Origin of the sequence: Acidovorax sp. Root568, from assembly GCF_001427445.1 — a bacterium.
GTDB classification, from domain to species: Bacteria; Pseudomonadota; Gammaproteobacteria; order Burkholderiales; family Burkholderiaceae_C; genus Acidovorax; species Acidovorax delafieldii.
Map to the genome: position 1 here is coordinate 469811 of NZ_LMGP01000001.1, position 26579 is coordinate 496389.

A 26579-nucleotide genomic window follows, 5' to 3' on the forward strand; every position below is an offset into this window, starting at 1 on the left:
GGGGGCTGGGGATCAGTCGGCGCCCAGGCCGATGGGGTTGGGCTGTCGCTTCTCCACGGCATGGCGCAGCAGCGACGCGGTGCGGAAGATGCCGTGCGCAAACTTGCCGTAGGGCATGGTGGCGAACAGCGCCATCACCGCGCCCAGGTGCAGGCACAGCAGCAGCGGCAGGCCTGCGGTGCCACGCACCGCCCACAGCGCCAGGCCGCTGGTGGCGGTGAGGAACAGCAGGGCGATGAAGGCGCGGTCCATGGGCTTTTGCGCGGCGTCGCCGTGTTGCGGGTGGCGGCGCAGGTTCAGCCGCCACAGGCCAGCCGTGCCAATCGCCAGGCTGATGCCGCCCACGCCGCCCAGCACCTTGGGCAGGCTGGGCAGGTCATACGGTGCAGGCAAGGCCAGCAGGTAGTGGTACAGCGTCGCCACGCTGGTGGCTGCAAAACACAGCGTGAAGCCGTAGAAGGTGAGGTGGTGGAAACGCCTGCGCGACAAGGTGTAAGCGTCGTCCTCGTTGTGGCAGCCGTCGCCATGGCCACCGTCCAGGTACTTGAGGCGCAGCACGGCATCGGTGGCCTCGGCCGTGGCGGGCGCGCTCAGCGGCGCGCCGCTGGTGGCAGGTGTGATATCGCGCCAGAAACGGCGCACGCCCAGGCCCAGCGCGAGCACGGCGAACAGGAACACCGGCGCGAACAGGCCCACCAGCAGGTTGTGTGGGAAGATGCCGTAGAAGCCGCCCACAGGGGCCTGCCACAGCGCGGCGATGCCCTGCCCATGCAGTGCCACGGCCAGCAGCAGGAACAGCGTGAGCCCCGCCACCAGCGCCAGGGCCAGGGTCAGGCCGTTGCGCTGGTACAGCTGGCCCAGCGCGGGCGGCCAGGCGTAGTCGGCGTAGGTCTGGCCGCGCACCTGGGACATGGCCTGCGGAATGTTCACCGCAAATTCGTGTGGCGGCGCGTACTGGCAGGCGTGCAGGCAGGCACCGCAGTTGTGGCACAGGTTGGCGATGAAGTGGATGTCGGCCTTGCCAAACTCCAGCCGCCGCGTCATGGCCGGGAACACGCCGCAAAAACCTTCGCAATAGCGGCAGGCGTTGCAGATCTGCAGCTGGCGCGCCACCTCGGTTTCGGGCGCAGACAGCACGATGTCGCCATTTGCCAGCGCCCGGGCGTCGCGCGTCAGGGCCTCAAGCGTTTGCATGGTTTGCTCCTTGTTTTGTAGCGTTTGAAGCAGGTTCGACTAGCGCTATCGGGCGTTTGGAGGCCAAAGCTGCCTGTGTGCCCGCAATGCGGCCAAACGCGGTGCCAATGCTCATGCCCACGCCGGCGGTGTAGCCCTTGCCCAGCACGTTGCCGGCCATCATTTCGCCCGCCACAAACAGGTTGGGGCTGGGCTGGTTGTTAAAGCGCACCGCAGCCGTGTCGTCGGTGTGCAGACCGAGGTACGTGAAGGTGACGCCGGGCTTGAGCGCATAGCCGTAGAACGGGCCGGTGTCGATGGGCCGCGCCCAGTGCGTTTTGGCGGGCGCCACGCCTTCGGTGTGGCAGTCGTCCAGCGTGGTGTGGTCGAACTGGCCCACGCGGCAGGCGGCGTTGTAGCCGGTCAGCGTGCGCGTGAAGGTGTCCACGGGCAGGCCGAGCTTTTGGGCCAGCTCGGGCAGGGTGTCGGCCTGCACGCCCGGAAACACGGGCGGCATGAAGCGGCCAATGGCCTTGCTGTCGATGATGGAGTAGCCCACCTGCCCCGGCTGCTGCGCGACCAGGCGGCCCCAGATGGCATAGCGCTTGGGCCAGAAGTCCTCGCCCTCGTCGTAAAAACGCTCGCCGTTGCGGTTGACCACCACGCCCAGCGACACGCAGTCGATGCGGGTGCAGATGCCGCCGTCGTACAGCGGCGCGCGCGCGTCGATGGCCACCATGTGCGCCTGCGTGGGGTCGCCGATGCGGTCGGCGCCGTGGTCTTCGAGCAGGTGCTTGAGCAGCACCCCCTTGTTGTAGGCCGTGCCGCGGATCAGGAAGTTGTCGGCCGGCCACTCGCCACGCTCGTTCTGGCCCCAGGCCTCACGCAGCCATTCGCGGTTCGATTCAAAGCCGCCCGCGGCCAGCACGCAGCTCTTGGCGGCAATGCGCTCGCCATTCGCCAGGTGGGCAGCGATGAAGCGGCGGCCGTCCATCTCGATGCGCTCCACGGGCGCCTCGTAGCGGATCTGCACGCCCAGCTGCTCCGCGCTGCGGTAATACGCATTGACCAGCGCCTTGCCGCCGCCCATGAAGAACGCATTGGTGCGCGCCACATGCAGCGTGCCCGCCAGCGCGGGCTGAAAGTGCACGCCGTGGCGGCGCATCCAGGGCCGGCAGGTGCTCGACTCGCGGATCACCAGGCGCGCCAGGTGTTCGTTGGTCAGCCCGCCTGTCACCTTGAGCAGGTCTTGCCAGAACTCTTCCTCGGGGTAGGCATCGACCAGCACATCCTGCGGCGCATCGTGCATGCAGCGCAGGTTGCGCGTGTGGGCCGAGTTGCCGCCGCGCCAGGCGCGCGGGGCGGATTCGAGCAACAGCACGCTGGCGCCCGCCTCGCGTGCCATCAGGGCGGCGCACAGGGCGGCATTGCCGCCACCGATGACCAGCACATCGACCACAGCATCGCCGCTCATGGCTGGTGGCTCCCGGTGGTGCGCCGCGCGCGGGGGAATGAAGAAGGGGGTGTGGGGCCCATGGGGTGTCTCCTGGCGCGGTCGCCGTGTCGTTCATCGGGGTGATGGCGACTGTAGGGAGACACGGGCCCGCCGTGCAGCGGGTTCAGGTCATGGGGGTATCACGGATCGTGATGGCTGCGGGGTGGCGGCTCAGGCGCTGGTGTCTTGCCCGCCGATCCATGTCGTGCCAAACCACTGGCCGGTGATCACCAGTTCGCGCACGCAGTCCGTCAGCACCACGCGTGCGGCCAGCGCGGCGGGCGAGAGTTCTTCGTCGGGCAGGCTGCACAGCAGGTTGACGCGGCGCGCGGGCGCGTCGGTGAGGCGCGCGCACTGAAAACGCTCGGCCGCATCCGGGTAGCGGCCCATGGCGGCCCAGGGCTGCACGGTGGAGCCCAGGCCTGCGTCCACGGCGGCCATCACCATGGCAAGCGAGTCCACCTCCAGCACCACATGCGGTGCCACGCGGTCGCGGGCAAAGGCCGTGTCCAGCGTGCTGCGCAGGCCGTGTGGGCCGGTGGGCAGGATCAGCGGCTCTTGCACCAGCTCGGCGACGGTGATGGTTTCCGGCAGCTGCCGGCCATGGGGGTTGCCGGTGCCCTCCCCTCGGTCACGGGCGCAGATGAGGAACAGGTCCTCCTCCAGCAGCGGCGCCATGTCCCAGCGGCGCGCGCCCGTGGCCTGTTGCGCCTGGTGCAGGCGGGTGTCGAACAGCACGGCCAGGTCCAGCTCGCGCGCATGCAGCATGGCCGTGAGGTGGCCCGACATGCTCTCCACCATGTGCAGCCGCACGTCGGGGTAGCGTGTGCGCATGGCCTGCATCAGCGGCAGGCCCAGCACTCCCGAGGTGGTGGGCGCCAGCCCCACGGTGACGGTGCCCGACAGCCGCGCCTGCTGCGCCGCGCCTCGCGAAAGAACGCCAGCCCTGCCTCGGTGGGGGTCACGCCGCGCGGCGTGCGCTGCAGCAGGCGCGTGGACAGCTCGCTCTCCAGCCGCGTGATCTGCTGGCTGAGTGCGGACTGCACCACGTCCAGGTCCAGCGCGGCGCGGCTCATAGAGCCTTGCTCCACCACACGTACGAAATAGCGCAGTTGTCTCAGTTCCATAGCGCCCTTTTTGCCATGCGGCACTGTACCCCGGAGCGTCTGTTGCCCCTCCCGGGGGCGCGAATACACCGGTGCCGCCACGCCGCCCTGACTCGTTGGCGACTGCGTGCTGAGCGCGCAACGCGCCACTTGCAGCAGGCTGACGCCGTTGCTCCGGGTAAACGCGCAGTCCGAGCCCCTGTGACCCGTCAATTCCCTATGGAGGCTGGGGACTTGAAATTAATTGCACCGCCGGTGGACCGCATTTCAAGAGAGACACAGGCGCTTTCCCAAAGAATCCGCCGGCGAGCTGGCACAGGCGAATGCTGCGCCCGCATCTTTTCACTTCAACCCTTTCCGAACGGAGACAGGCCATGATCTGGCAACAAATCTACAACCCGGCGGGCAATATGGTTGTGTCCACCGCACTGGCCGCGATCCCGGTGATCATCATGCTGGCCGCCCTGGGGTTCTTTCACATCAAGGCCCACATTGCTGCCGGCATGGGGCTCATCGCAGCGCTGGTGGTGGCCATATTCGCTTATGGCATGCCCGCCGAGATGGCGGGTCGCGCTGCCTTGTATGGCGGTTTTGTGGGGCTGCTGCCGATCGGCTGGATCGTGCTGAACATCATTTTTCTGCACCAGCTGACCGAGCAGAACGGTAGCTTCAAGGTGCTGCAGGACTCGCTGTCCAACATCACGGAAGACCGCCGCATCCAGCTGCTGCTGATCGCATTTTGCTTTGGCGCATTCTTTGAAGGGGCCGCCGGTTTTGGCACGCCCGTGGCAGTCACTGCCGCGATCCTGATCGGGCTGGGCTTCTCGCCACTCGCAGCCTCGGGGCTGTCGTTGATCGCCAATACCGCCCCCGTGGCGTTTGGTGCACTGGGCACGCCAGTGATCACGCTGGCCAAGGTGCACGGCTACGACCTGATGGAGGTGACGGCCATGATCGGCCGCCAGCTGCCCTTCTTCTCGGTGCTGGTGCCGTTCTGGCTGATCTGGGCGTTTGCAGGGCGCAAGGCGATGTGGGAAATCTGGCCCGCCATTCTGGTCGCCGGTGTGTCGTTTGCCATTCCGCAGTTCCTGGTCTCCAACTACATCGGCCCTGAGCTGGTAGACATCATTGCGGCCATCGTCTCCATGGCGAGCCTGATCGCGTTCCTGCGCGTGTGGCAGCCCAAGAAGATCTGGACCTCGCCCTCGATGCGCGGCCACGACCCCAGTGCCGGCGAAACCAAGCCCGCCCAGGCCCCGGTGCGCTATTCACGCGCCCAGCTGATCAATGCCTGGATGCCCTGGGTGATCCTGTCGGTGTGTGTGTTTGTCTGGGGGCTGCCATCGGTCAAGGCATGGCTCAATGGCATTTTCTCGCCAGCCTTCCCGATGGACGGGCTGCACAACCTCATCGAGAAGATGCCGCCTGTGGTGCCCAAGCCCACCAAGGAAGGCGCGGTCTACACGCTGAACCTGCTGTCGGCCACCGGCACGGGCATCTTGCTGTCTGCGCTGGTCAGCGCGCTGCTCATGCGCTACAGCCCCGTCGCTATCGTTGGTACGTTCTTCCGCACCGTCTGGCTGGTGCGCTATTCGCTGCTGACCATCGTGCTCATGCTGGCACTGGGCACGCTCACCCGCTACTCGGGCACGGACACCACCCTGGGTCTGGCGTTTGCCAACACCGGTGTGCTGTACCCCTTCTTTGGCACCCTCATGGGGTGGCTGGGTGTGGCGCTGACCGGCTCGGACACGGCCTCCAACGTGCTGTTCGGGGGCATGCAGAAGGTGGCGGCCGAACAGCTGGGCCTTTCGCCCAACCTCATGGGCGCCGCCAACAGCTCGGGCGGCGTGATGGGCAAGATGATCGATGCGCAGTCGATTGTTGTGGCCTCTACCGCCACCCGCTGGTTCAACCATGAAGGGGACATCCTGCGCTTCGTCTTCTTCCACTCGATCGCGCTGGCCTGCCTGGTGGGGCTGTTGGTGAGCCTGCAGGCTTATGTGTGGCCCTTCACGTCCATGGTGGTGCGATAGCGGGTCGACAGAGTCTCCCTTCCGGCCCCCTGCGGCGGGTGTGCGCCGCGCCACCGGGGGCTTTGGGGCATAAGCCTCCAAGAGACCTGTGCCCAGCGCCCGCCGTATCGGCCTACAGGGCTCAGAACGTGTGCACCACACCGGCCGAGATGCCGGTGGCCGTGGCCTTGTTCGCCACACCCTGGAAGCCGTTGCGCCAGCGGGTGTTGTCCAGCTCGGCATACACCTTGGTGCGGCGCGAGAGCTTGTATTCGGCAAACGCCACCAGGCGGCCGTAGCCGTCGTCGGCGGCGCCGGTGCGCGAGCGGTCCACCTTGTAGTAGGCCGCTGTGAGGTCCACCCACGGGGTGGCCGCCCAGGTGCCACCGGCGGACAACACGCGCTGCACAGTGAAGCGGCCTGCCGCCGTTTCGGCCTTGTTGCGGCCGGCATTGGCGGCCAAGCGCACGTTGCCCCACTGGTACGCGGCGCCCAGCGTGGTGGCGTCCAGTGCGCGTTTGTTGGTGTCGTTGAAGCTCTGGTAGGCGCCGGATACCACGAAGCCATCCGCAGCCCAGGCCAGGCCCACGCCGCGTGACGACAGGGCCGAGGCCTGCGATGCGACCTCGCCAACGCCCCACATGGCACGCGCCGTGAAGCCGCCGAAGCGGCCCGTGTACTTCAGTGAATTGTCCAGCCGGTACGAGCCCGAGTTGGCGCCTGCGCTGCCGTACTCGATGCCCAGGCCATGCTGGCTCAGCGCCGTCACGCCGATGTTGGGGTTGAAGCTGGCAAAGCGCATGGCCAGCGGGTCCACGGGCGAGATGGCGTCGGCCAGCGTCGTGGTCTGGCGGCCCAGGGCCAGCGTGCCCCAGCCGCCCTGCAGGCCCACCCAGGATGCGCGGTCGAAGTATTTGGTGGCGTTGGCCGGGGCACCCGAGTCGGCGTTGAGGCCGCTCTCCAGGTTGAACAGCGCCTTGGCGCCGCCGCCCAGGTCTTCACTGCCCCTCAGGCCCCATCGGCTGGTGGTGTGGATGCCACTGCCCAGGCTGCGACTGGAGCCGGCCGTGGGCGCGTTGGATGCGGTGAGGCCGCTGCCGTTGCGCAGGCCCAGGTCCACCACGCCGTATAGCGTCACATCAGTGCCTTGTGCCATCGCGCAGTGGCCGACCAATGCAGCGCAGGCCGCTGCCATCTTCGTTTTCATGGTTGTCTCCTCTTGTTGAAATGCGGGCATGTGTGCCGCTGAGGGGTGGTGGCGCCCCTCTCCCTCTATTTCCCAGAGCCTTCTTCGCAGGGGCTCAATCGGGTGTGAGCTGGGCCTTGACCACCACACCCTTCCACTTGGCGAGTTCCTGCTTCACCGTCAGGGCCAGTTGCTCGGGCGTGCTGGTGTCCACCACCGCGCCTTGCTCCTCGATGCGGCGCACCACGTCCTTGTCGGCCAGTGCGGTGTTCAAGGTCTTGTTGAGCAGGTCGATCACCGGGCGGGGCGTCTTGCCGGGTGCGAACAAGGCGTACCACTGGGTGATCTCCACACCCTTGATGCCAGCCTCCTCCAGCGTGGGCACATCGGGCAGCAGCGACGAGCGCTTGGGCCCGGCCAGCGCCAGGGCGCGCAGCTTGCCGCCCTTCACGTGCGGGTAGGCCGAGAACAGGCTGGGAAACATCACCTGCGTCTGCCCGGCCATGGTGTCGTTCATGGCGGGGGCTGCGCCCCGGTAGGGCACATGGGCCATCTGGGCGCCACTTTCGAGCTTGAAGATTTCCGCCGAGAAATGTGGGGCTGTGCCGTTGCCGGCCGATGCGTAGTTGAAGTCGTGGGGCTTGGCCTTGCTCAGCGCCACCAGTTCGCTCACCGTCTTGGCCGGCACCTTGGGATTCACCACCATCAGCGTGGGCGAGTAGCTCACCATGCCGATGGGCTCGAACTGCGTGATGGGGTCGTAGCGCAGCTTTTGCAGCGCGGGGCTCATGCCGTGGGTGCCGATGTAGCCAAACAAGATGGTGTGCCCATCGGGTGCCGCACGGGCCACGTATTCGGCCGCAATGGCGCCATTGGCCCCCGCCTTGTTCTCCACGATGACCTGCTGGCCCAGCAGGGTGGAGAGCTTGATGGCCACCACGCGCGCCATGCCGTCGTTGCCGCCCCCGGCGGCGGTGGGCACGACCAGCGTGATGGGCTTGTCGGGATAGGCCGCATGGGCGGTGCCTGCGGCCCAGAAGGCGCTGGACGCAAGCGCCAGCGCAGCCGTGGCCAGCGCCGTGCGGCGCGTGTTGGAGTGAATGGAACGGGGCATGGTTTGTCTCCTGTCGTAATGGTTGGAATCGTCGAAATCGTTGGGAGGGCGCTGCGCAAGCGGTGCCCTGAAGAGCGCTCAGTGCGCGGGGGCGCTTTCGGGCACAAACAGCGTGCCTTCCAGAATCTTTCGGGCGGTGCGTACCAGCGCGGCCTGCACCAGCTTGAACTGGCCATCCACCGCGCTGAGCTCCACCTCCACCTGGATGCGGCCTGCCGGGTGTTGCACTTCCACGCGGCGCAGCCCGGCGGCGGGTGCATGCCGTTCGTCGGTGGCCACGGTGCCCGGCAGTACCGAGGCCGCCGCCACGCCAATTGCGCCCGTCACCGCATGCGAGCGGTGGCACTGGTGGGGGGTGAAGTAGCGCGACACCACGCTGCCCGGTTGCGCGCCCGGTGACACGATCACCGGCTTGGGCAGCACGCTGTGTGTCACATCGCCCATGCCCATGCGCTGGCCTGCTTCGAGGCGCAGGGCCTCGATGCGGGTGAGCAAGGCGGTGTTGGCGTCCAGCTCGGAAGGTGTCTCGTCGCCGCGCAGGCCCAGGTCGGCGGCGCGCAATAGCACCATTACCTGCGCCGCGTCGATGCAGGTGACCTGCAGGCCCTGGATGGTGTCGATGCGCTGGCCGGTGGGAAAGATCTGCCCGGTGACGGCGCCCCAGGCGTCCAGGAAGTTCATCAGCACGGGGGCTGCCGTGCCCTGCACGCCGTCGATGCGCACATCGCCGTCGTAGTGCACCTGGCCGCCCGCCGTGCACACCTGCACGTCGATGCGGGAGCGGGTGTTGACGTTGTAGACCCGCACGGTGGTGGTCTGGCCTTCGCGGTCTGCTGGGACCAGCCCCTGCTCGATGGCAAAGGGCCCCACACCGGCCAGCATGTTGCCGCAGTTGGGGCGTGTGTCCACGCGGGCCTCCTGCACGCTGACCTGGGCAAACAGGTAGTCCACATCGCAGTCGGGCTGCGTGGAGCGCGAGACGATGGCGACCTTGCTGGTCAGCGAGTTGCCGCCGCCCAGGCCGTCGATCTGCAGCTCATGGGGCGATCCCAGGGCCGCAATCAGCGTGCGGTCGCGGGCTTCGGGGTCGCGCGGCAGCCAGTCGGCCAGGAAGAACGGCCCCCGGGAAGTGCCGCCACGCATCAGAACGCAAGGAATGTTGGTGCTCATGGGTCGGCATGGTGCGACGCCTTCGATGATCTGTGAATTGCATTGTTGGCAACGATTGATGCATGCTGTGCAATAGGCTAACGCGGCTTGTACATGCTCCAATCACGGCCGTGAATTGCAATGTTCCGATCGTTTGATGCACGGCTTGCAACGCTGAAAACACCCCGAAGCGCACTGGAAGGACGCCGCGATGAACAACAAATTCGACCTTGCCGACATCCAGGCCTTTGCGGCCGTGGCCGAGCTGCAGAGCTTTCGTGCGGCCGCCGAGGCCATCCACCTGTCGCAGCCTGCGTTCAGCCGTCGCATCGACAAGCTCGAAGAAGCCCTGGGTGTGCGTCTGCTCGACCGCACCACGCGCCGTGTCACGCTCACAGCCGTGGGGCGCGACTTTGCGCGCAAGACCCGCGTGTGGCTGGACGACCTGGACGGCATGCTCATGGGCCTGGGCGATGTGGCCGCGCGGCGCATGGGCGAGGTCACGATTGCCTGCGTGCCATCGGCCGTGTATTACTTCCTGCCGCAGGTGGTCAAGCGCTACCACGAGCGGTTTCCGAAGATCCGCGTCAAGGTGCACGACGCCAGCGCCAACGAGGTGCTGGTGGCCGTGGCGCAGGGCGATGCGGACTTCGGCCTGAACTTCATCGGCAGCCAGGAAGCCGAGATCGAGTTCAAGCCCGTGCTGGCTGAGCGTTTTGTGGCCGCCTGCCGGCGCGACCATGTGCTGGCGCGGCGCAAGAAGGTGAGCTGGGCCGAGCTCGGGCAACACGACTTCATGTCGGTGGGCAAGACGTCGGGCAACCGCCTGCTGATGGACCTGGCGCTGGCCAACGTGCCTGACCGGCCCCAGTGCCTGTACGAGGCCAAGCACGTGACCACGCTGCTCGGCCTGGTGGAGGCGGGCCTGGGCGTGGCGGCCGTGCCCAGCCTGGCCATGCCGGGCAAGGACCACCCTACGCTGGTCAGTATTCCGCTGGTGGAGCCCATCGTCACGCGGCAGATGGGGCTGATCAAGCGCCGGGGCAAAACCCTGTCGCCTGCCGCGCAGCAGCTGTATGACCTGCTCGTGGCTACGCGTTCTGCGCGCCCGCGCAGTGCTCCGGCGGCATCAAAAATACAATGGGGGCAATGACTTCCCCTACCAAACAGCGCGTTGTCGTCGGCCTTTCCGGCGGCGTGGACTCGGCCGTGACCGCCTACCTGCTCAAAAAGCAGGGCCATGAGGTGGTCGGCATCTTCATGAAAAACTGGGAAGACGATGACGACAGCGAGTACTGCTCGTCCAACATCGACTTCGTGGACGCCGCCGCTGTGGCCGATGTGATCGGCATCGAGATCGAGCATGTGAACTTCGCGGCCGACTACAAGGACCGGGTGTTTGCCGAGTTCCTGCGCGAGTACCAGGCCGGCCGCACACCCAACCCCGATGTGCTGTGCAACGCCGAGATCAAGTTCAAGGCCTTCCTGGACCACGCGATGCGCCTGGGTGCGGAGAAGATCGCCACCGGCCACTATGCCCGCGTGCGGCACAACCTGGCCACGGGCCTGCATGAATTGCTCAAGGGCCTGGACCCGAGCAAGGACCAGAGCTACTTTCTGCACCGCCTGAACCAGGCGCAGCTGTCCAAGACATTGTTCCCCGTGGGTGAGCTGCACAAGACCGAAGTGCGCCGCATTGCCGAGGAGATCGGCCTGCCGAACGCCAAGAAGAAGGATTCCACCGGTATCTGCTTCATTGGTGAGCGGCCCTTCCGCGAGTTTCTGAACCGCTACATCAGCCATGCGCCCGGGCCCATTCTGGACGACCGGGGACGCAAGCTGGGCCAGCATGTGGGCCTGAGTTTCTACACGCTGGGCCAGCGCCAGGGCCTGGGCATTGGGGGCGTGAAGGAAAAAGGCGCCCAGCGCGGTGGCGGCGCGCACGAGCCCTGGTTCGTGGCCCGCAAGGACCTGGAGAAAAACACGCTGCGGGTGGTGCAAGGTCACGACCACCCCTGGCTGTTGTCGCACCGCCTGGTGGTGCAGGACGTGAGCTGGTGCGCTGGCCAGGCCCCGGCGCCCGGCGCCTATGCCGCCAAGACGCGCTACCGCCAGCAGGACGCAGCGTGCGCGCTGGAGACCGTGCCCGATGGCTTTGCGCTGCAGTTCCCGGACGCCCAGTGGGCCGTGACGCCCGGGCAGAGCGCGGTGCTGTACGACGGTGATGTCTGCCTGGGCGGTGGCGTGATTGCTGCCGTGGAAGGGCTGCCGCAATCCACCGGCAATGCGCCAGCGGTGCAGCCGGCCATGGCCCGCTGATACTTCAAAATTGATAGCTGTCAGCGCAATAAGAACTAGCGCTTGCGCCTGATTTCTCTCGAAATCCATTCTCCAAAAGCAAAAAAGCCGAGGCGGTGACCGCTCCGGCTTTTTTGTGGGGCGGTGCCCCGGCGTGTCAGTCGTCGTTCGTGGCCAGGCTGATCAGGATGCGCAGCACGTACCAGAGCATGAGCGCAATCGATGCGAACAGGTGCAGCGCTGCGCCGGCGGGGCGGTCTGCAGGGTAGTCGTGGATGATGCGCGAGGTGTCGTACAGCACGCAGGCGCCCGCAAACAGCACCATGAGCCCTGAGAACCAGATGCCCAGCTTGAAGCCGAAGATGGCGCCCGCGATGATGGTGCCCAGTGCCACCAGGCCCGCCACCTTCAGGATGCCGCCCAGGAACGAAAAGTCGGTCTTGCTGCTGAACGCCGTCCAGGTGAGCGCCGCCACCAGCAGCAGCGTGATGAAGGCGGCAGCGCCGATGGCGCCGGGCACCAAAAGCTGGGCAATGCCGAACATCGGGGCAAAGATGAGCCCTTCCGCCAGCACGTAGAGGCCCAGGCCCATCAGCTGTGTCTGAGGGTTGTCCGAGTTGTCGGCCAGGTGCGATGCCAGCCAGCCCACGAGCATGAAAGCGCCCATGACCCCCAGCCACAGGAATTTGCTACCGCTGGCCATGAGCATCTTGGCCGCGGCGGTGGAAAGTCCGCTCACCATCAGTACCGCCGACAGCACGACAAAGGCCAGAATGGCCACGCCCAGGTGCTTGTAGGTAGAGACGATGAAATCGCGCCGCTCCATCGGAGCGCCCGCAGGGGTTTGTGGCGAAAGTGCGTTGGGGTTCATGGTGTGGTCCTCCGTAGTGAGCGCGCAGGTTGGCGCAAACGATGGGAGGAGCGCGCCCCGGGCGCTGCCCCTCCCTCCCTCTCGCTTTTTATGGGGTATGGCCGTCAGGCGGCGGCCAGCTGGTGTGCTTCGTCGGCGGCGCGCAGCTTGCGGTTGGACCACACGCCTGCCGCTCCCACCAGCGTGAGCAAAATGGCAAAGATCCAGGTGCCTGCGCCGCTGAAGGACTGCGCGGAAGAGGCGGCTTCGGCCTGCAGCCGCTGTTTGGTGGTGTCGTAGCTGATGACGGTCGCGCCGTCTGCCGATACTTCATAGACCAGGTCGCTGTCGCTGCCATCGACCAAGGCGGTGACTTTTTCGTCGATCAGATTGCTCACCAGCTGCTGCGGCGTGCTGTGGTCGATGCGCAGCTTGCGCGCCTCGGCACCAGCGGTGTCGGGCTGGACCGTGATTTCGTAATACTTCTTGGTCGTACGACGCTTGCGCTTGACGGTGACTTCAGAGGCCTGCGTCACGGTACCGGACACGGTCTGCAGGCTTTCGCGCGCCACGTAGGCGTGGCCATCTTCCGCCTTCCAGCCGCTGTACACCGACAGCCCGATGAGCCCCGGGCCCGCCAGCAGCAGGAGCCACGCGTAGCCAGTGACAAATATCAAAATCTTTCGGACGAACCCCGGCATCACAACCCTCTCTCTTTTCAGTTTGGAATATTGATTTTGGTAACTGCTGGCCGCCGGGTTTTGCACCTCTTTGGCGAGCCAGACCGCGATGATCTTTGATATTTCCGTATCGAATGTAAGGAATTGTTGGTTTGTTGCGGTGGTGCCGAACTGGACAAAACTGAGAAGCGGCGCCCGTGAGCGCCGTTGTAAAAGCCATCGCTCCATGGCCGCGCTGGCGCTTGTGAGTCGGGCGGGCTCCAGCACCTCCTGTTGCGAGTTGCTACGTTTTGACGCCCACAGGCGACGTTTTCCGTGGGGTTGGGCATGCCTTGCGCACAGACGAAAAAAAGCCCGCACCTTGCGGGTGCGGGCTGGGGACTAAGTCCGGTGCCAGAAGCTGTCAGAACGGAATGTCGTCGTCCATGTCGTCAAATCCGGAGGCCGCGCGCGGTGCCTGTGCCACGGGAGCGGGTGCAGGGCGCTGAGCGGGGGCGGCCATGGGGCGCGGCGCTGGCGCTGCACGGCGCGGGGCCTGGTCGTAGCCACCCTGGTCGCCACCGTAACCGTCGTCGTATCCACCGCCTTGCTGTCCGCCGCCCTGTCCGCCACCGCCCATGCCCTGGCGGCTGCCCAGCATCTGCATCTGGTCGGCGCGGATTTCGGTGCTGTACTTTTCAACGCCGCTCTGGTCGGTCCACTTGCGGGTACGCAGGCTGCCTTCTACATACACCTGCGAGCCTTTGCGCAGGTACTGGCCGGCGATTTCGGCCAGGCGGCCGTTGAAGACCACGCGGTGCCACTCGGTGGCTTCCTTCATTTCGCCAGACTGCTTGTCTTTCCACTTGTCGGTGGTGGCAATCGTCACGTTGGCCACCTGATCGCCACTGGGGAAGGTGCGCATTTCAGGGTCGCGGCCCAGGTTGCCGACGATGATGACTTTGTTTACGGATGCCATGGTGCTGTCTTTGCCTTTAAGGGATAAAAGCGCCGGATTTGGAGAGAGATTCCAGGCGCCAAACGCTCCATTGTGCCGCAACCGGGGGGCAATGGAAGCCCTGACGGCGTGGCACGGCTTGGCGGTTCAGTGCCCGCCACGCCCCACGGGCCGCAGCGGCCAGGTCAGCACCAGCCACAGAGCCGTGAGCGCCGTGGTCACGGCGAACAGACCTGGAGCCCCAGCCCATTTCACCAGCGCGCCACCCATCGCACCGCCCGCAAACAGGCCCAGAGACTGCAGGGTGTTGTAGCTGCCCAGCGCGGCGCCGCGCAGCTGGGCTGGCGCCATGCGCGACACCAGACTGGGCTGGCTGGCCTCCAGCGCATTGAATCCGCAGAAAAAGACGAACAGCAAAGGCCCCAGCACCCACAGCGTGGCAGGCACACCGCTGGCCGCCAGCAGGCCCAGCCCCGCCTGCACCACCAGCACCAGGGCAATGGCTCCGAGCAGGGCTGCGCGCAGTCGGCCCGCACGCTCCAGCGCAAACAGCCCGCCCATGGCGGCAAACGACAGCACCACGGCGGGCAGGTACACCTGCCAGTGGTGGTCTTTGGTGAGTCCTGCCTGTACCAGCATCGCGGGCACGGCCACCCACATGGACAGCTGTACGGTGTGCAGCACAAACACGCCGAGGTTCAGGCGCAGCAGGTCAGGGTGTCCCCACACATCGGCCAGGCGGCCCCGGGGGGCGTTCCGATGCAGCGCAGGCTCGGGCGGCACCCACCACACCACCACGGCCACACCGGCCAGGGCCAGCGCACAGGTCAGGCCAAACAGCCCCGCCAGGCCGATATGGGCAGCCAACATCGGTGCCGCCACCAGCGCCACGGCAAACATCAGCCCGATGCTGCCGCCCACCAGCGCCATCGCCTTGGTGCGCACGCTGTCGCGTGTTTGGTCGGCCAGCAGCGCGGTCACGGCTGCCGACACAGCCCCTGCACCCTGCAGCGCCCGGCCCAGCAGCAGTCCGGTCAGAGAATCCGCCAGCGCAGCCATCAGACTGCCGCCTGCGAAGACGAGCAGACCGAGCACGATCACCCGCTTGCGCCCGAAGCGGTCAGACGCGATGCCCAGCGGCAGCTGCAGGACTGCCTGCGTCAGGCCGTAGATACCCATGGCCAGACCCACCAGTGCAGGGTCGTCGCCACCGGGGTACTTGCGTGCCTCCAGGGCAAACACGGGCAGCACCAGGAACAGGCCCAGCATGCGTAGCGCAAAAATGAGGGCCAGGCTTACGCTGGAGCGACGCTCCAGCGCGGTCATTGCGGTGCCAAATGAAGGTGACGACAAGGGGGGCAGGGCAGCGCCCCGTAATGAAGAAGGAGATTCCGGCACGGTGGTGCCCTGTAGGGCGGATAAAGCAGGGATTTTCGCCCATGGCGCAGAAACCTGGATGCGGCCTGGGCACCAAGCCATCTCGCCAAGGCTGGGCGGACAGGCGTTGTCAACTCAAATAGTCACAGCAGACGGCAGATTTTTTGCACACATTCCTGCGGCGTGATCTGCGCTGTTGCCAGCACAAGCTCTGGCGCCAGCGGAGGCTCATAGGGCGAATCAATACCCGTGAACTGGCGAAGTTGCCCCGCCCGCGCTTTGCGGTACAGGCCCTTTGGATCGCGCTCCTCGGCAACAGCCAAGGGTACGTCCACGAATATCTCAAGAAAGTCCCCTGGCGAAAACAAAGCCCGGGCGGTCTCGCGCTCAGCGCGGAAGGGTGAAATAAACGCCACCACCACAATCACGCCAGCTTCGACAAACAGGCGGGCTACATGAGCAATGCGCCGGATATTCTCTGCCCGGTCGGCGTCGGAGAACCCCAGATCCTGATTCAACCCTTGACGGATATTGTCTCCGTCAAGGATGTAGGTGCGCTTGCCCTGGTGATGGAGTTCTAGCTCCAGCGCATTCGCGATGGTCGATTTTCCGGCACCCGATAGTCCGGTGAGCCACACGACCCGGCCTGCATGACCGCCTAGTTGCTCCCGTTCCGCGCGACTCACTGTGAGCACCTGTGAATGGAGATGAGGGGTGTGGGGGCTGGTCTGATGGGGCATTTTGGCGCTGGCGAAGATACTGGGCATGTAATGGTAATGGGGTGGCGGCACAGACGGTTTCACGCAGGCTTTGGTGAGCGAAGCTGCAGGGGTTGACCTATCATGGTCGGTTTCCCTGCTGTTTACTTCATTCCGTGACAGACTCTCACTCCCCCATTGATGCCCAAGCCGCCGACAGCGGCCTCTACCTCGCCCGCGCCCTGCGCGAGCAGCGCATCAGCATCCGGGGGGCGCGCACGCACAACCTCAAGAACATTGACCTGGACATTCCGCGCAACCAGCTGGTGGTGATCACGGGGCTGTCGGGCTCGGGCAAGTCGAGCCTGGCGTTCGACACGCTGTATGCCGAAGGGCAGCGGCGGTATGTGGAGAGCCTGTCGGCCTATGCGCGGCAGTTTCTGGGGCGGCTGGACAAGCCCGATGTCGACCTGATCGAAGGCCTGTCGCCCGCCATCAGCATTGAGCAGAAGGCGACCAGCCACAACCCGCGCTCCACTGTGGGCACGGTGACCGAGATCCACGACTACCTGCGCCTGCTGTATGCCCGTGCAGGCACGCCGTTCTGCCCTGACCACGGTCTGCCGCTGGCCGCGCAGACGGTGAGCCAGATGGTGGACGCCGTGCTGGCCTTGCCCGAGGACACCAAACTCATGGTGATGGCCCCCGTGGCACGCGAGAAAAAGGGCGAGTTCACCGAGCTGTTTGCGCAGATGCAGGCGCTGGGCTACATCCGCTTTCGGGTCGATGGGCAGATCTACGAGCACGAGAACCTGCCGCCGCTCAAGAAGACCGAGAAGCACGACATTGACGTGGTGATCGACCGGGTGAAGGTGCGCGCTGACCTGCAGCAGCGCCTGGCCGAGAGCATTGAGGCGGCCCTGCGCGTGGGCGGCAACGAGGGCAATGGCCGCGTGCTGGCGCTGGAGATGGACACGGGCCAGGAGCACCTGTTCAGCAGCAAGTTTGCGTGTCCGGTGTGCAGCTACTCGCTGGCCGAGCTGGAGCCGCGCCTGTTCTCGTTCAACTCGCCGATGGGCGCCTGCCCGGCGTGCGACGGCATTGGCCAGCGCGAGGTGTTCGACCCGGCGCGTGTGGTGGCCTTCCCGTCCCTCAGCCTGGCCAGCGGGGCCATCAAGGGCTGGGACCGGCGCAATGGCTACTACTTTGCGATGCTGGAGAGCCTGGCGCGGCACTACACCTTCGATATCGAGGCGCCGTTTGAGTCACTGCCCGCGCCGGTGCAGCACGCCATCCTGCACGGCTCGGGCGATGAAGAAATCGCCTTCAGCTACATCATGGACAGCGGGGCCTCCAAGGGCAAGGTGCACACCAAAAAGCACCCGTTTGAAGGCATCATCCCCAACATGGCGCGCCGCTACCGCGAGACGGATTCGGTGGTGGTGCGCGAAGACCTGGCACGCTTTCGCAGCACCCAGCCCTGCCCCGAATGCCACGGCGTGCGCCTGCGCCGCGAGGCCTGCCATGTGAAGGTGGGCGAAGGCACACAGGCCCGTGCCATCTACGAAGTGAGCCACGCCACGCTGAGCGACGCCCATGCCTGGTTCAAGGCCCTGCAGCTTACCGGTGCCAAGGCCGAGATTGCTGACAAGGTGGTGCGCGAGATCGCCACGCGCCTGCAGTTTTTGAACGACGTGGGCCTGAGCTATTTGAGCCTGGACCGCAGCGCTGAAACGCTCAGCGGTGGAGAGGCGCAGCGCATTCGCCTGGCCTCCCAAATTGGATCGGGCCTGACGGGTGTGATGTATGTGCTCGACGAGCCCAGCATTGGCCTGCACCAGCGCGACAACGACCGGCTGATCGCCACGCTGCAGCACCTGCGCGACATCGGCAATAGCGTGATCGTGGTCGAGCACGACGAAGACATGATGCGCGCCGCCGACCATGTGATCGACATGGGCCCCGGTGCGGGCGTGCATGGCGGGCGGGTGATGGCGCAGGGCACGTACGACGAAGTGCGCGCCAATGCCCAGTCGCTCACGGGCCAGTACCTGTCGGGCACGCGCACCATTGCCGTGCCCCAGCGCCGCACGCCCTGGTTGCCGGTGCTGGACCAGCCCGCGCCCGTGGTGGAGGCCAAGACCAAGTCGCGCTTTCCGCAGACCGAAGCCAGCAAGCGCCGCGCCGAGCGCATGGCCGAGCACCATGCGCGCCAGGGCGCCGTGCAGGCGCTGCGCGTGGTGGGTGCCACGGGCAACAACCTCAAGGGGGTGACGGTGGACTTCCCGGTGGGGCTGCTCACCTGCGTGACGGGCGTGTCGGGCTCGGGCAAAAGCACCTTGGTCAACGACACGCTCTATGCCGCCGTGGCGCGGCAGGTGCACCGTGCGCACGAAGAGCCGGCCGAGCACGAAGAGATCGTGGGCATCGAGTATTTCGACAAGGTCATCAATGTGGACCAGAGCCCCATTGGCCGCACGCCGCGCAGCAACCCTGCGACTTACACGGGCCTGTTCACGCCCATCCGCGAGCTGATGGCCGAGACCAACACCGCCAAGGAACGCGGCTACGGCCCGGGGCGCTTCAGCTTCAACGTGTCGCAGTCATCGGGTGGCGGCCGCTGCGAGGCCTGCCAGGGCGATGGCGTGGTGAAGGTGGAGATGCACTTCTTGCCCGACGTGTACGTGCCCTGCGACATCTGCCATGGCCAGCGCTACAACCGCGAGACGCTGGAGGTGCTGTGGAAGGGCAAGAACATCGCGCAGATCCTGGAGCTGACGGTGGAGGACGCTGCGGCCTACTTCAAGGACGTGCCCACCATCGCACGCAAGCTGCATACGCTGCTGGATGTGGGCCTCTCCTATATCCGCCTGGGCCAGGCGGCGACCACGCTGTCGGGCGGCGAGGCGCAGCGCGTGAAGCTGGCGCAGGAGCTGAGCAAGCGCGATACCGGCCGCACGCTCTACATCCTGGACGAGCCCACCACCGGCCTGCACTTTGCCGACATTGACCTGCTGCTCAAGGTGCTGCACCAACTGCGCGACGCGGGCAACACCATCGTCATCATCGAGCACAACCTCGACGTGATCAAAACCGCCGACTGGCTCATCGACATGGGCCCCGAGGGCGGTGCGGGCGGTGGCACCGTGGTGGGCGTGGGCACGCCCGAGGAGCTGGCGGCCAACCCGGCCAGCCATACGGGGCGGTATCTGGCGCCTTACTTGAAAAAATCGCCCGCCTGAGCCCTGTTGCCCCTCAGGGCGTCTTGCTCACAAACGCCACCGTCAGCCCCTTGGCCGTCACGGTGATGGGCCCTGGCTGCAGGCCCAGGCCGTCAAACACCGCCGTGTCTTGCGGGCGCAGTTGGTGCAGTGTGACTTCGCGCAGCGACTGTTCGGCCAGCAGCGGGCCGTAGGCATTGAGCAGCTCGGTCACCGCCGGGCGCAGGCTGGGAAACTCCATGCGCCCCAGCTGGATCTGGTGGGCGCGCAGCGTGCGGTCGCTGGCCTCGTAGCGCAGCGCAAACTCCACCTCCAGGCTGCCCTGGTGGCTGCGCCGCAGCGCCGCGCCGGCCACATCCAGCGCCATGGCTGCGCCCAGCCGGTTCACTTCGGGCAGCAGGCGCAGGTGGGGCGCCTGCACGCTCAGGTTGAACAGGCCTTGTACCGGCACGTTGCGCGGAAACTTGGGGTCCACCATGGCCTGCAGTTGGGCCAGGGGCACGGTGTAGCTGGGCTGTGCCAGCGCGCCCCGCGCCACCAGCAGCACCGCGCCGCCCAGAGCGAGGCCCCGGGTGGCGTGGGTCAGGAATCGTCGGCGATGCAGCATGGGTGCTTTCCGTCAAAACCGTTGTGACACCGCGGTAGCAAAAAGGTGCCCAAGGCTTGCTGCAGGCGTTGTTACCAGAAGTTTGTGGATTTTGGGGCGATAGCGCTAGTGCTATATGCCTTGGGCGCTATCAAAATAGGTGCATTTACGCGTGGGCTGCGGGATGGCGGTAGCGGGGCTCGGCCGCCACCGGTGCGACCAGCGCCGCGCTCAGCGCCCCACGACCGACCAGCCCGCCCGCTGGTTGTTCTTGTCATTCTCGTACTCCCACGCGGTGCCGCAGCGGTCGCACACATAGCGGGTGATGGTGACGGTGCCGTCCTCACGGTCTTCCTTGCGGTTGCCGCGCTGCACCAGCTCGGCATGGCCCGGCGCCTTGCGCCAGTTGCGCTGGATGCCCTGGCAGGGCTCGCACAGGGCCATGGGTTTGAGTTCGTTCTGTCGGGCCAGGTCTTTGGTCATGGGGTGGCAGCCGTCGTGGGCTGGTATGTGGGTGGGTTTGTGTGTGCGGGGCGGCTACTGTAAGGCACCTGCAGGTGCAGGGGCACAGCACTGTGGTTTCATTTCAAGCCAAATTGGCCTCTGGCGTTTGATTGATAAGCGCAACCAGCTATCAAATCAGGACTGATCCCTCAGGCGGGCTGCCAAGGCCTTGGCCATGCGCGCGTTGTGCAGCACCACGCCCGCACGCTCCACCTGCTGGCGCGCTTCCACCACGAAGCCCTGGGCGGCAAAAAAGGGCTCAGCGGTCAGGCTGACATGCGCGTGCAACTGGGTGATGCCGCGCTGCGCCGCTTGCGCGTGAATGTGCGCCATCAGCGCCCGGGCCACACCCTGTCGTGCGAACGCCGGGGCCACGAAGAACATGTCGATATAGCCGTTGGCCTGCAGGTCGGCAAACCCGGCGATGGCGCCACTGCTCTGCGCTTGCGCGATGAAGGGCTGGTTGGCACGCATGCGCTCTGCCCACTGTGGGGCGTCATGGTGCAGTGGAGCCCAGGCGGCGAGTTGTTCGGCGGTGTAGTTCTTGCAAGCCAACCCATGCACCGAGGCATGGAAAACGGCGCGCAATGCAGGTTCGTCGCCGGGGCAGAAGTTGCGGATGGGGATGAACGGCATGGCGGGCAAGCGACACTGAAAAAGGCCGCGATGGTGCCACAGCCCTGCGTGGTGGAGACGGCGTCAGCCCGCCGCCATGCGCAGCCTGCGCGCTGCATCTTCGTCGCGCGCGTCGTCAATCTCGCGCAGCACGGCCTGCATGTCCACATCGGCATGCGTCGGCGCATAGATGCCGGTGAGCGGCGTCTCATTGCTCAGCAGCCCGCTCTGGTACAGGCTCCAGATTTCGGGGCCGTATTGGGTGGTGCGCAGCTCGGGGGCAAACTGGCCGAAGAAGTCGCGCAGGTTGGCCACGTCGCGCAGCAGCATGCGCTGGGCGTGGTTGTTGCCCGCAGCGTCCACGGCCTGGGGCAGGTCGATGATGACGGGGCCGTCGTGGCCCGCCTCTTCACCTTCTGTGCCAGGCAGGTGGGCCAGCAGGATGTTGAACTCCGACAAGTCCCCATGCACCACGCCCGCACACAGCATGCGCACCACCTCGGCCACCAGCGTGGCGTGGTGGGTGCGCGCGTCTTCGGGAGTGAAGCTCACATCGTTCAGGCGCGGGGCCGCATCGCCGTGGGCGTCGGTCACCAGCTCCATCAGCAACACGCCGTCGTGAAAGTTGTAGGGCTGCGGCACACGCACGCCGGCGGCGGCCAGGCGATAGAGCGCATCGACCTCGGCGCTTTGCCAGGCGGCCTCTTGCTCTTGCCGGCCAAATTTGCTGCCCTTGGCCATGGCACGGGCCGAGCGCGAGTTCTTGACCTTGCGGTTCTCGGTGTAATCCACGGCTTGGCGAAAGCTGCGGTTGTTCGCTTCTTTGTAGATCTTGGCGCAGCGGGTTTCGTCACCGCAGCGCACCACGTAGACCATGGCCTCCTTGCCGCTCATGAGCTGCCGGACCACGGTGTCGATCAGGCCTTCCTCGATGAGGGACTGCAGGCGGGGGGGAGCTTTCATCGGTGCATTTTGCCCGTGTCGCGCAATCCCCCGGCGGACCTTGTGCCAAAGTGCGTTTTGCTCAGCCCGTGCTGCACACACCGCGCAGCCGCAGGTGCGTGGCATCGTCCGCAGCCACCGGCAACTGGTGCTTGGCCTGCAGGTAGTGGTGGGTGAACACGTCCAGGTATGCCTCCAGCGCCTGTGCGACCTGCAGCTCGCCCGCCAGCTCCAGGCACAGCGCGCCGACCTCGGAGGTGCAGAAGTGGTCCATGCGGGTGGATCGGCGCAGGTGGTAGCGCGAGAGCTGCTCGGGCTGCAGGCTCAGCACGGGCAGGTGGTTGAGGTAGGGGCTCTTGCGGAACATCTTGCGCGCCTCGGGCCAGGTGGCGTCGAGCAGCACGAACAGCGGGCGTTTGCCCTCGGCCGTGGCCACCTGCGTGACAACGCGCTCGGGCGCCACGAACTCGCCAGGGAACACCACATACGGCTGCCACTGCGGGTCGGCCAGCAGCGCCAGCAGGTCGGGGTTTACCTCGGTGCGCGCCCAGCCAAACGCATAGGTGTCGGCCACCACATCGGCGATCAGCCAGCCGGTGTTGCTGGGCTTGAGGGGCTCGATGTCCGCCATCAGCAGGCACATGCCTGCGCGCGTGGGCAGCACGGGCCGCAGCGCGCAGATGCAGTGGCTGGGTACCAGGCGGCAGCCCGCACAGCGTTCGCCCTTGGGGCCGCCCCGGGCCAGAAAGGGCTTGGCACTGCGGGCCAGGCGCTCGGCGCGCAGGCGTGCCACCGCATGCGGTGGGACAGGTGGTGTGACGGACGGCGTATCGGTGGTGGCCACGTCGGTCGCCGAGGGGGCTGCGGGCTGTGTCACCGGCCGCCCGCACGTTCCAGCGCAAACAGCGGCAGCTCTGCCAGCGGGCTCAGCCACACGCCACCACCCAGCTCGGTAAAGCCCTCGCCCAGCGTGCGGCGGTACAGCTGTGCGGGGTGACGGAACATGCGCGGGTCGGTCACTTGCTCGTCCACCACATCCTGCTCCCAGTCCTCGCGCGCGACGGCCTCCACATACAGGGCGCCCCGGCTCAGGCGCGCCAGGTTGCGCATGGCCTTTTGCACGTCCGCCTCGCTCAGGTAGGGCAGCACGCCCTGGCAGATCACCAGGTCATACGGCGTGCGGGCCTTGTAGTCCACCACCGAGCCGCGCTCCCAACCAAACCGCTGGCACAGGTATTCGCTGAACTCCACGCCGTGGAACTGCGCCTGCGGAAAATGCCGTGCGATCACATCGCGCCACAGGCCAATGCCGCAGCCCACATCCAGCACCCGCCGCACGGGCACGCGCAGGTACTGCAGGTAGCTGCACACAAACGCGCCCAGGCGCTCGGTGTGCGCCGGGTCCACCACGCTGGTCTTCTTGTCGAAGTAAAAGCGCTGGTAGTACGCCTCGTCAAAAATGGCCGCGTCTGCGCTGCCGGTCACTGGTTTCACTGCTGCTTCCTTTTGCCCCGAACCGCCTGCGGGGCAGCCGCACGATGGCGATTCGAGGTGGCTGTTCGAGGCGGCGAGTATCGCCCACGGGAGTGTGGGCCCTTGGCGGTGTAGTCTGCGGCCATGGATTCGCTGATCTCCGCATCCGCCCGCGCACTGGCCGCCGGGGACCCGCTGGGCGCCCTCAAGCGCGTGGCCCTGCGCGACGACCCACCCGCCCTGGCCTTGCGCGGCATTGCCATGGCGCAGCTGGGCGAACACTCCCGTGCGCGCGACCTGCTGCGGCAGGCTGCGCGCGCCTTTGGCACCCACGAAGCCCAGGCGCGCGCCCGCTGCGTGGTGGCCGAGGCCGAGGTGGCGTTGGCCATGCGCGACCTGGGCGGGTCACCCCGTCCGCTGCTGGAGGCAGCCGACACGCTGCAAGCCCACGGCGACACCGCCAACGCCACACAGGCGCGGCTGATTGCGGCGCGGCGGCTGCTGCGCATGGGCCGCCTGGACGAAGCCGCAGCGGCCATGGACGCTATGGCGACCGCCCCCACAGCGGGCGACCTGCCCCCCGCCCTGCGGGCCATGGCCGACCTGACCCTGGCCGAGCTGGCGCTGCGCTCGCTGCACATCGCCTCCGCCAGCGCGGCGCTGGACCTTGCGCAGGGGGCCGCTGAGCAAGCCCATGTACCGGCCCTGCTGGCTGAGGTGGCGCAGGCGCGCGCCGTGCTGGATCAACCCGCAGCGCGGCGCGTGGGGGCGGGGGTGGACCAGCCGCTGCGCCTTTCCGATGTGGCAGACCTGCTGGCATCGGGCGCGCTGGTGGTGGATGCATGTCGGCGCTGCGTGGGGGTGGGCGGTGGCCCCCCCATCACAGGCGCCGGCGTGTGGCAACTGCTGGCACGCCGGCCCATCCTGTTCACGCTGGTGTGTGCGCTGGCGCAAGCCTGGCCCGGCGATGCCGAGCGCGAGGCGTTGATTGCGCAGGTCTTTCGCACCCGCCACCCGGACGACACCCACCGTGCGCGGCTGCGGGTGGAGGTGGGGCGCCTGCGCGCGCTTCTGCGGCCACTGGCGCGTATCGAGGCCACAGCGCGCGGCTTTGCGCTGCAGCCCTTGGACGCACGGCCCGTGGTGGTGCTGGCGCCGCCCATCGATGGCGAGCAGGCGGCGCTGCTGGCTCTGCTGTCGGACGGTGCGGCCTGGTCTACCTCGGCGCTCGCGTTGGCCACGGATGCCAGCCAGCGCACCGTGCAGCGCGCGTTGGCCGAGCTGGAAGCACAAGGCCGTGTGCGCTCCATCGGCCGCGCGCGTGCGCAGCGCTGGCTGGCGCCGCCGCTGTCCGGATTCACGACGATATTGTTACTCCCTGCTGCGCTGCCGATTGCATAAAGTGGACGCCAAGCCCCCACCGGGCTACCCCACAGGAGCCAACCATGACCGCATGCACCCACAGCGACCCGACACCCGCCACCCTCCGCCACCACCCTTCCCAACCCGCCGAGATCGTGCGCGAATACGGCCCCTTTGCGGGCGCGGACAGCGTGCACGGCGTCACCCATGACGGCCAGTATGTCTGGGCGGCCACGGGGGCGCACCTGGTGGCCTTCGATGCCGCCACGGGCGAGACCCAGCGCACGCTGGTGGTGGCCAGCGATGCAGGCACTGCGTTTGACGGCAGGCACCTGTACCAGATCACCGAGGCGCGCATCGACAAGATCGACCCCGCCACCGGCCGGGTGGTGGCCTCCATTCCTGCACCCGGCAACGGCAACGACTCGGGCCTCACCTGGGCCGAGGGCAGCCTGTGGGTGGGCCAGTACCGCGACCGCAAGATCCACCAGATCGACCCCGCCACCGGCGCCATCCGGCGCACCATCGAGTCCGACCGCTTTGTGACCGGCGTGACCTGGGTGGACGGCGAGATGTGGCACGGCACCTGGGAGGGTGACGAGAGCACGCTGCGCCACATCGACCCCGCCACCGGCGCCGTGCTGCAGCAGCTCGACATGCCTCCAGGCGTGGGCGTGAGCGGCCTCGAATCGGACGGTGCCGACCTCTTCTACTGCGGGGGCGGCGGCAGCGGCAAAGTCCGCGCTGTGCGCCGACCCAAGGCGGCCCGCCCCTGAGCCCCTGACACCTTAAGCCCTTGAGCGACGCGGCGCCCCGCCGCACCCACCACCCCTTGCCACCACAGGCCCTGCGCGCATCACGCGATGTCGCGGGCCGGGGACAGGTGCGGCTGCCAGCGCCTCCCTCCCCACGCAATTCTCCGTCCCGCAACGTCATCCACCACCCACCAGGAGCACCCCCATGAACGCACCCACTTCCCACCCCGTGGTTTCTGCCGACGAATGGCTGGCCCAGCGCCACGCGCTGCTGGCCCGCGAAAAGGCCCTGACCCGCCTGCATGACGAGGTCGCCGCGCAGCGCCGCGCACTGCCCTGGACCCGCGTGGACAAGCGCTACATGCTGGACACGCTGCAGGGTCCGCGCGCCTTGGCCGACCTGTTCGATGGCCGCAGCCAGCTGCTGGTGCAGCACTTCATGTTTGGCCCGGGGTGGGAGCAGGGCTGCCCCAGCTGCTCCTTCATGGCCGACCACATGGGCGGCATGGAGCTGCACCTGCAGCACCGCGACGTGTCGGTGCTCGCCGTCTCGCGCGCGCCGCTGGCCGAGATCGAGCGCTTTCGCCAGCGCATGGGCTGGCAGTTTCGCTGGGCGTCGTCGCACGGCAGCGACTTCAACCACGACTTTGCCGTGAGCTTCACGCCCGAGCAGCGCGCACGCGGCCACGGCGAGGTGTTCTACAACTACGGCATGCAGCCGTTCCCCGCCGATGAGGCGCCGGGCATCAGCGTGTTTGTGCGCAGTGACGCGGGCGAGGTGTTCCACGCCTACTCCACCTTCGGGCGCGGCGTGGAGGCCATGATGGGCACCTACCAGCTGCTGGACCTCGCGCCCCAAGGCCGCCACGAGACCAACCCAGCCTACCCCATGGACTGGGTGCGCCACCACGACCGGTATGCACCTTCCCTGCCAGCGGCTGGGTCTGCGGCGGCACCAGCTGCACAGGCGCCACAGCCTTCACCGGCCCACACGGCGCCGGGCGGGTGCTGCTCCACACGGGGCTGAACCACACACGGTTGAG

The 26579-nt window shown here is 66.9% G+C and carries 23 protein-coding genes and 1 pseudogene; 7 read left to right on the forward strand and 17 right to left on the reverse strand.

Features of this window, described 5'->3' with window-relative positions; genetic code table 11:
• Positions 1–12: 12 nt before the first annotated feature.
• From tcuB to ASD75_RS02150, 3 genes and pseudogenes are all read right to left on the reverse strand, one after another.
• A complete protein-coding gene (tcuB, locus tag ASD75_RS02140; protein WP_056742722.1) occupies positions 13–1194 on the reverse strand; it encodes a tricarballylate utilization 4Fe-4S protein TcuB in 1182 nt (393 codons plus the stop codon).
• Positions 1181–2647 (reverse strand): FAD-dependent tricarballylate dehydrogenase TcuA, encoded by a 1467-nt coding sequence (gene tcuA, locus ASD75_RS02145; protein ID WP_056742724.1) that lies wholly within the window; start codon positions 2645–2647, stop codon positions 1181–1183. The genes tcuB and tcuA overlap by 14 nt, the downstream gene beginning before the upstream one ends.
• A 192-nt stretch (positions 2648–2839) precedes the next feature.
• Positions 2840–3795 (reverse strand): annotated as a pseudogene (locus ASD75_RS02150) (LysR substrate-binding domain-containing protein).
• Positions 3796–4148: 353 nt separating this feature from the next.
• Here ASD75_RS02150 and ASD75_RS02155 point away from each other — a divergent pair.
• Complete coding sequence (locus tag ASD75_RS02155) at positions 4149–5810, forward strand: L-lactate permease (protein ID WP_056742725.1); 1662 nt, start codon at positions 4149–4151, stop codon at positions 5808–5810.
• A 121-nt stretch (positions 5811–5931) separates the two neighbouring features.
• Here ASD75_RS02155 and ASD75_RS02160 read toward each other — a convergent pair whose 3' ends face one another.
• From ASD75_RS02160 to ASD75_RS23995, 3 genes are all read right to left on the reverse strand, one after another.
• A complete protein-coding gene (locus tag ASD75_RS02160; RefSeq protein WP_192419277.1) occupies positions 5932–6996 on the reverse strand; it encodes a porin in 1065 nt (354 codons plus the stop codon).
• Between the two features lie 94 nt (positions 6997–7090).
• A complete protein-coding gene (locus ASD75_RS23990; RefSeq protein ID WP_056742729.1) occupies positions 7091–8089 on the reverse strand; it encodes a tripartite tricarboxylate transporter substrate binding protein in 999 nt (332 codons plus the stop codon).
• 78 nt (positions 8090–8167) lie between these two features.
• A complete protein-coding gene (locus ASD75_RS23995) occupies positions 8168–9259 on the reverse strand; it encodes a 4-oxalomesaconate tautomerase (RefSeq protein ID WP_056742731.1) in 1092 nt (363 codons plus the stop codon).
• 190 nt (positions 9260–9449) lie between these two features.
• Here ASD75_RS23995 and ASD75_RS02175 point away from each other — a divergent pair, with 190 nt between their 5' ends.
• Both ASD75_RS02175 and mnmA read left to right on the forward strand, forming a co-directional pair.
• Positions 9450–10391 carry a LysR family transcriptional regulator gene (locus ASD75_RS02175; protein ID WP_056742734.1) on the forward strand — a complete coding sequence of 314 codons (942 nt, stop codon included), beginning with the start codon at positions 9450–9452 and terminating at the stop codon, positions 10389–10391.
• A complete protein-coding gene (mnmA, locus tag ASD75_RS02180; protein ID WP_056742740.1) occupies positions 10388–11557 on the forward strand; it encodes a tRNA 2-thiouridine(34) synthase MnmA in 1170 nt (389 codons plus the stop codon). The genes ASD75_RS02175 and mnmA overlap by 4 nt, the downstream gene beginning before the upstream one ends.
• A 136-nt stretch (positions 11558–11693) precedes the next feature.
• Here mnmA and ASD75_RS02185 read toward each other — a convergent pair whose 3' ends face one another.
• From ASD75_RS02185 to cysC, 5 genes are all read right to left on the reverse strand, one after another.
• Positions 11694–12407, reverse strand: a complete 714-nt coding sequence (locus ASD75_RS02185) for a Bax inhibitor-1 family protein (protein ID WP_056056682.1) — start codon at positions 12405–12407, stop codon at positions 11694–11696.
• Between the two features lie 104 nt (positions 12408–12511).
• Complete coding sequence (locus ASD75_RS02190; RefSeq protein ID WP_235511518.1) at positions 12512–13294, reverse strand: hypothetical protein; 783 nt, start codon at positions 13292–13294, stop codon at positions 12512–12514.
• A gap of 175 nt (positions 13295–13469) precedes the next feature.
• Positions 13470–14024 (reverse strand): single-stranded DNA-binding protein, encoded by a 555-nt coding sequence (ssb, locus tag ASD75_RS02195; RefSeq protein WP_056056677.1) that lies wholly within the window; start codon positions 14022–14024, stop codon positions 13470–13472.
• Between the two features lie 126 nt (positions 14025–14150).
• Positions 14151–15329, reverse strand: a complete 1179-nt coding sequence (locus ASD75_RS02200; protein ID WP_056742744.1) for an MFS transporter — start codon at positions 15327–15329, stop codon at positions 14151–14153.
• A 194-nt stretch (positions 15330–15523) separates the two neighbouring features.
• The gene (gene cysC, locus ASD75_RS02205) at positions 15524–16120 is read right to left on the reverse strand and encodes an adenylyl-sulfate kinase (RefSeq protein ID WP_056743202.1); all 597 of its coding nucleotides are present in this window, start codon (positions 16118–16120) and stop codon (positions 15524–15526) included.
• A gap of 134 nt (positions 16121–16254) precedes the next feature.
• On the opposite strand from cysC, the gene uvrA reads away from it, so the two are divergent.
• Positions 16255–19320, forward strand: a complete 3066-nt coding sequence (uvrA, locus tag ASD75_RS02210; RefSeq protein WP_056742746.1) for an excinuclease ABC subunit UvrA — start codon at positions 16255–16257, stop codon at positions 19318–19320.
• A 13-nt stretch (positions 19321–19333) separates the two neighbouring features.
• Here the strand turns inward: uvrA and ASD75_RS02215 are convergent, their stop codons facing one another.
• The 6 genes from ASD75_RS02215 to ASD75_RS02240 form a co-directional block, all read right to left on the reverse strand.
• Entirely contained in the window at positions 19334–19906 is a 573-nt protein-coding gene (locus ASD75_RS02215) for a hypothetical protein (RefSeq protein WP_056742747.1), read from the reverse strand.
• A 210-nt stretch (positions 19907–20116) separates the two neighbouring features.
• Positions 20117–20368 carry a hypothetical protein gene (locus ASD75_RS02220; protein ID WP_056056666.1) on the reverse strand — a complete coding sequence of 84 codons (252 nt, stop codon included), beginning with the start codon at positions 20366–20368 and terminating at the stop codon, positions 20117–20119.
• A 156-nt stretch (positions 20369–20524) separates the two neighbouring features.
• On the reverse strand, positions 20525–21025 hold the full coding sequence (locus tag ASD75_RS02225) for a GNAT family N-acetyltransferase (protein ID WP_082564852.1): 501 nt from the start codon (positions 21023–21025) through the stop codon (positions 20525–20527).
• A 63-nt stretch (positions 21026–21088) separates the two neighbouring features.
• Positions 21089–21967, reverse strand: coding sequence for a PA4780 family RIO1-like protein kinase (locus ASD75_RS02230; RefSeq protein ID WP_056742748.1), 879 nt, complete (start codon positions 21965–21967; stop codon positions 21089–21091).
• Positions 21968–22028: 61 nt separating this feature from the next.
• The gene (locus tag ASD75_RS02235; RefSeq protein WP_056743206.1) at positions 22029–22790 is read right to left on the reverse strand and encodes a tRNA-uridine aminocarboxypropyltransferase; all 762 of its coding nucleotides are present in this window, start codon (positions 22788–22790) and stop codon (positions 22029–22031) included.
• Positions 22791–22819: 29 nt separating this feature from the next.
• Positions 22820–23440 carry a trans-aconitate 2-methyltransferase gene (locus ASD75_RS02240; RefSeq protein ID WP_192419261.1) on the reverse strand — a complete coding sequence of 207 codons (621 nt, stop codon included), beginning with the start codon at positions 23438–23440 and terminating at the stop codon, positions 22820–22822.
• Positions 23441–23563: 123 nt separating this feature from the next.
• Between ASD75_RS02240 and ASD75_RS02245 the strand changes: the two genes are divergently transcribed.
• The 3 genes from ASD75_RS02245 to ASD75_RS02255 all read left to right on the forward strand — a co-directional run bounded on the left by ASD75_RS02245 (position 23564) and on the right by ASD75_RS02255 (position 26563).
• Positions 23564–24820 carry a hypothetical protein gene (locus ASD75_RS02245; protein ID WP_056742755.1) on the forward strand — a complete coding sequence of 419 codons (1257 nt, stop codon included), beginning with the start codon at positions 23564–23566 and terminating at the stop codon, positions 24818–24820.
• A gap of 44 nt (positions 24821–24864) precedes the next feature.
• The gene (locus tag ASD75_RS02250) at positions 24865–25557 is read left to right on the forward strand and encodes a PQQ-binding-like beta-propeller repeat protein (RefSeq protein WP_082564853.1); all 693 of its coding nucleotides are present in this window, start codon (positions 24865–24867) and stop codon (positions 25555–25557) included.
• A gap of 184 nt (positions 25558–25741) precedes the next feature.
• A complete protein-coding gene (locus ASD75_RS02255) occupies positions 25742–26563 on the forward strand; it encodes a thioredoxin family protein (RefSeq protein ID WP_082564854.1) in 822 nt (273 codons plus the stop codon).
• Positions 26564–26579 lie beyond the last annotated feature (16 nt).

Coding starts and splice junctions, on each gene's coding strand:
- tcuB (WP_056742722.1), bottom strand. CDS start 1,194: ATGCAAACGCTTGAGGCCCTGACGCGCGACGCCCGGGCGCTGGCAAAT.
- tcuA (WP_056742724.1), bottom strand. CDS start 2,647: ATGAGCGGCGATGCTGTGGTCGATGTGCTGGTCATCGGTGGCGGCAAT.
- ASD75_RS02155 (WP_056742725.1), top strand. CDS start 4,149: ATGATCTGGCAACAAATCTACAACCCGGCGGGCAATATGGTTGTGTCC.
- ASD75_RS02160 (WP_192419277.1), bottom strand. CDS start 6,996: ATGAAAACGAAGATGGCAGCGGCCTGCGCTGCATTGGTCGGCCACTGC.
- ASD75_RS23990 (WP_056742729.1), bottom strand. CDS start 8,089: ATGCCCCGTTCCATTCACTCCAACACGCGCCGCACGGCGCTGGCCACG.
- ASD75_RS23995 (WP_056742731.1), bottom strand. CDS start 9,259: ATGAGCACCAACATTCCTTGCGTTCTGATGCGTGGCGGCACTTCCCGG.
- ASD75_RS02175 (WP_056742734.1), top strand. CDS start 9,450: ATGAACAACAAATTCGACCTTGCCGACATCCAGGCCTTTGCGGCCGTG.
- mnmA (WP_056742740.1), top strand. CDS start 10,388: ATGACTTCCCCTACCAAACAGCGCGTTGTCGTCGGCCTTTCCGGCGGC.
- ASD75_RS02185 (WP_056056682.1), bottom strand. CDS start 12,407: ATGAACCCCAACGCACTTTCGCCACAAACCCCTGCGGGCGCTCCGATG.
- ASD75_RS02190 (WP_235511518.1), bottom strand. CDS start 13,294: ATGGAGCGATGGCTTTTACAACGGCGCTCACGGGCGCCGCTTCTCAGT.
- ssb (WP_056056677.1), bottom strand. CDS start 14,024: ATGGCATCCGTAAACAAAGTCATCATCGTCGGCAACCTGGGCCGCGAC.
- ASD75_RS02200 (WP_056742744.1), bottom strand. CDS start 15,329: ATGACCGCGCTGGAGCGTCGCTCCAGCGTAAGCCTGGCCCTCATTTTT.
- cysC (WP_056743202.1), bottom strand. CDS start 16,120: ATGCCCCATCAGACCAGCCCCCACACCCCTCATCTCCATTCACAGGTG.
- ASD75_RS02215 (WP_056742747.1), bottom strand. CDS start 19,906: ATGCTGCATCGCCGACGATTCCTGACCCACGCCACCCGGGGCCTCGCT.
- ASD75_RS02220 (WP_056056666.1), bottom strand. CDS start 20,368: ATGACCAAAGACCTGGCCCGACAGAACGAACTCAAACCCATGGCCCTG.
- ASD75_RS02225 (WP_082564852.1), bottom strand. CDS start 21,025: ATGCCGTTCATCCCCATCCGCAACTTCTGCCCCGGCGACGAACCTGCA.
- ASD75_RS02230 (WP_056742748.1), bottom strand. CDS start 21,967: ATGAAAGCTCCCCCCCGCCTGCAGTCCCTCATCGAGGAAGGCCTGATC.
- ASD75_RS02245 (WP_056742755.1), top strand. CDS start 23,564: ATGGATTCGCTGATCTCCGCATCCGCCCGCGCACTGGCCGCCGGGGAC.
- ASD75_RS02250 (WP_082564853.1), top strand. CDS start 24,865: ATGACCGCATGCACCCACAGCGACCCGACACCCGCCACCCTCCGCCAC.
- ASD75_RS02255 (WP_082564854.1), top strand. CDS start 25,742: ATGAACGCACCCACTTCCCACCCCGTGGTTTCTGCCGACGAATGGCTG.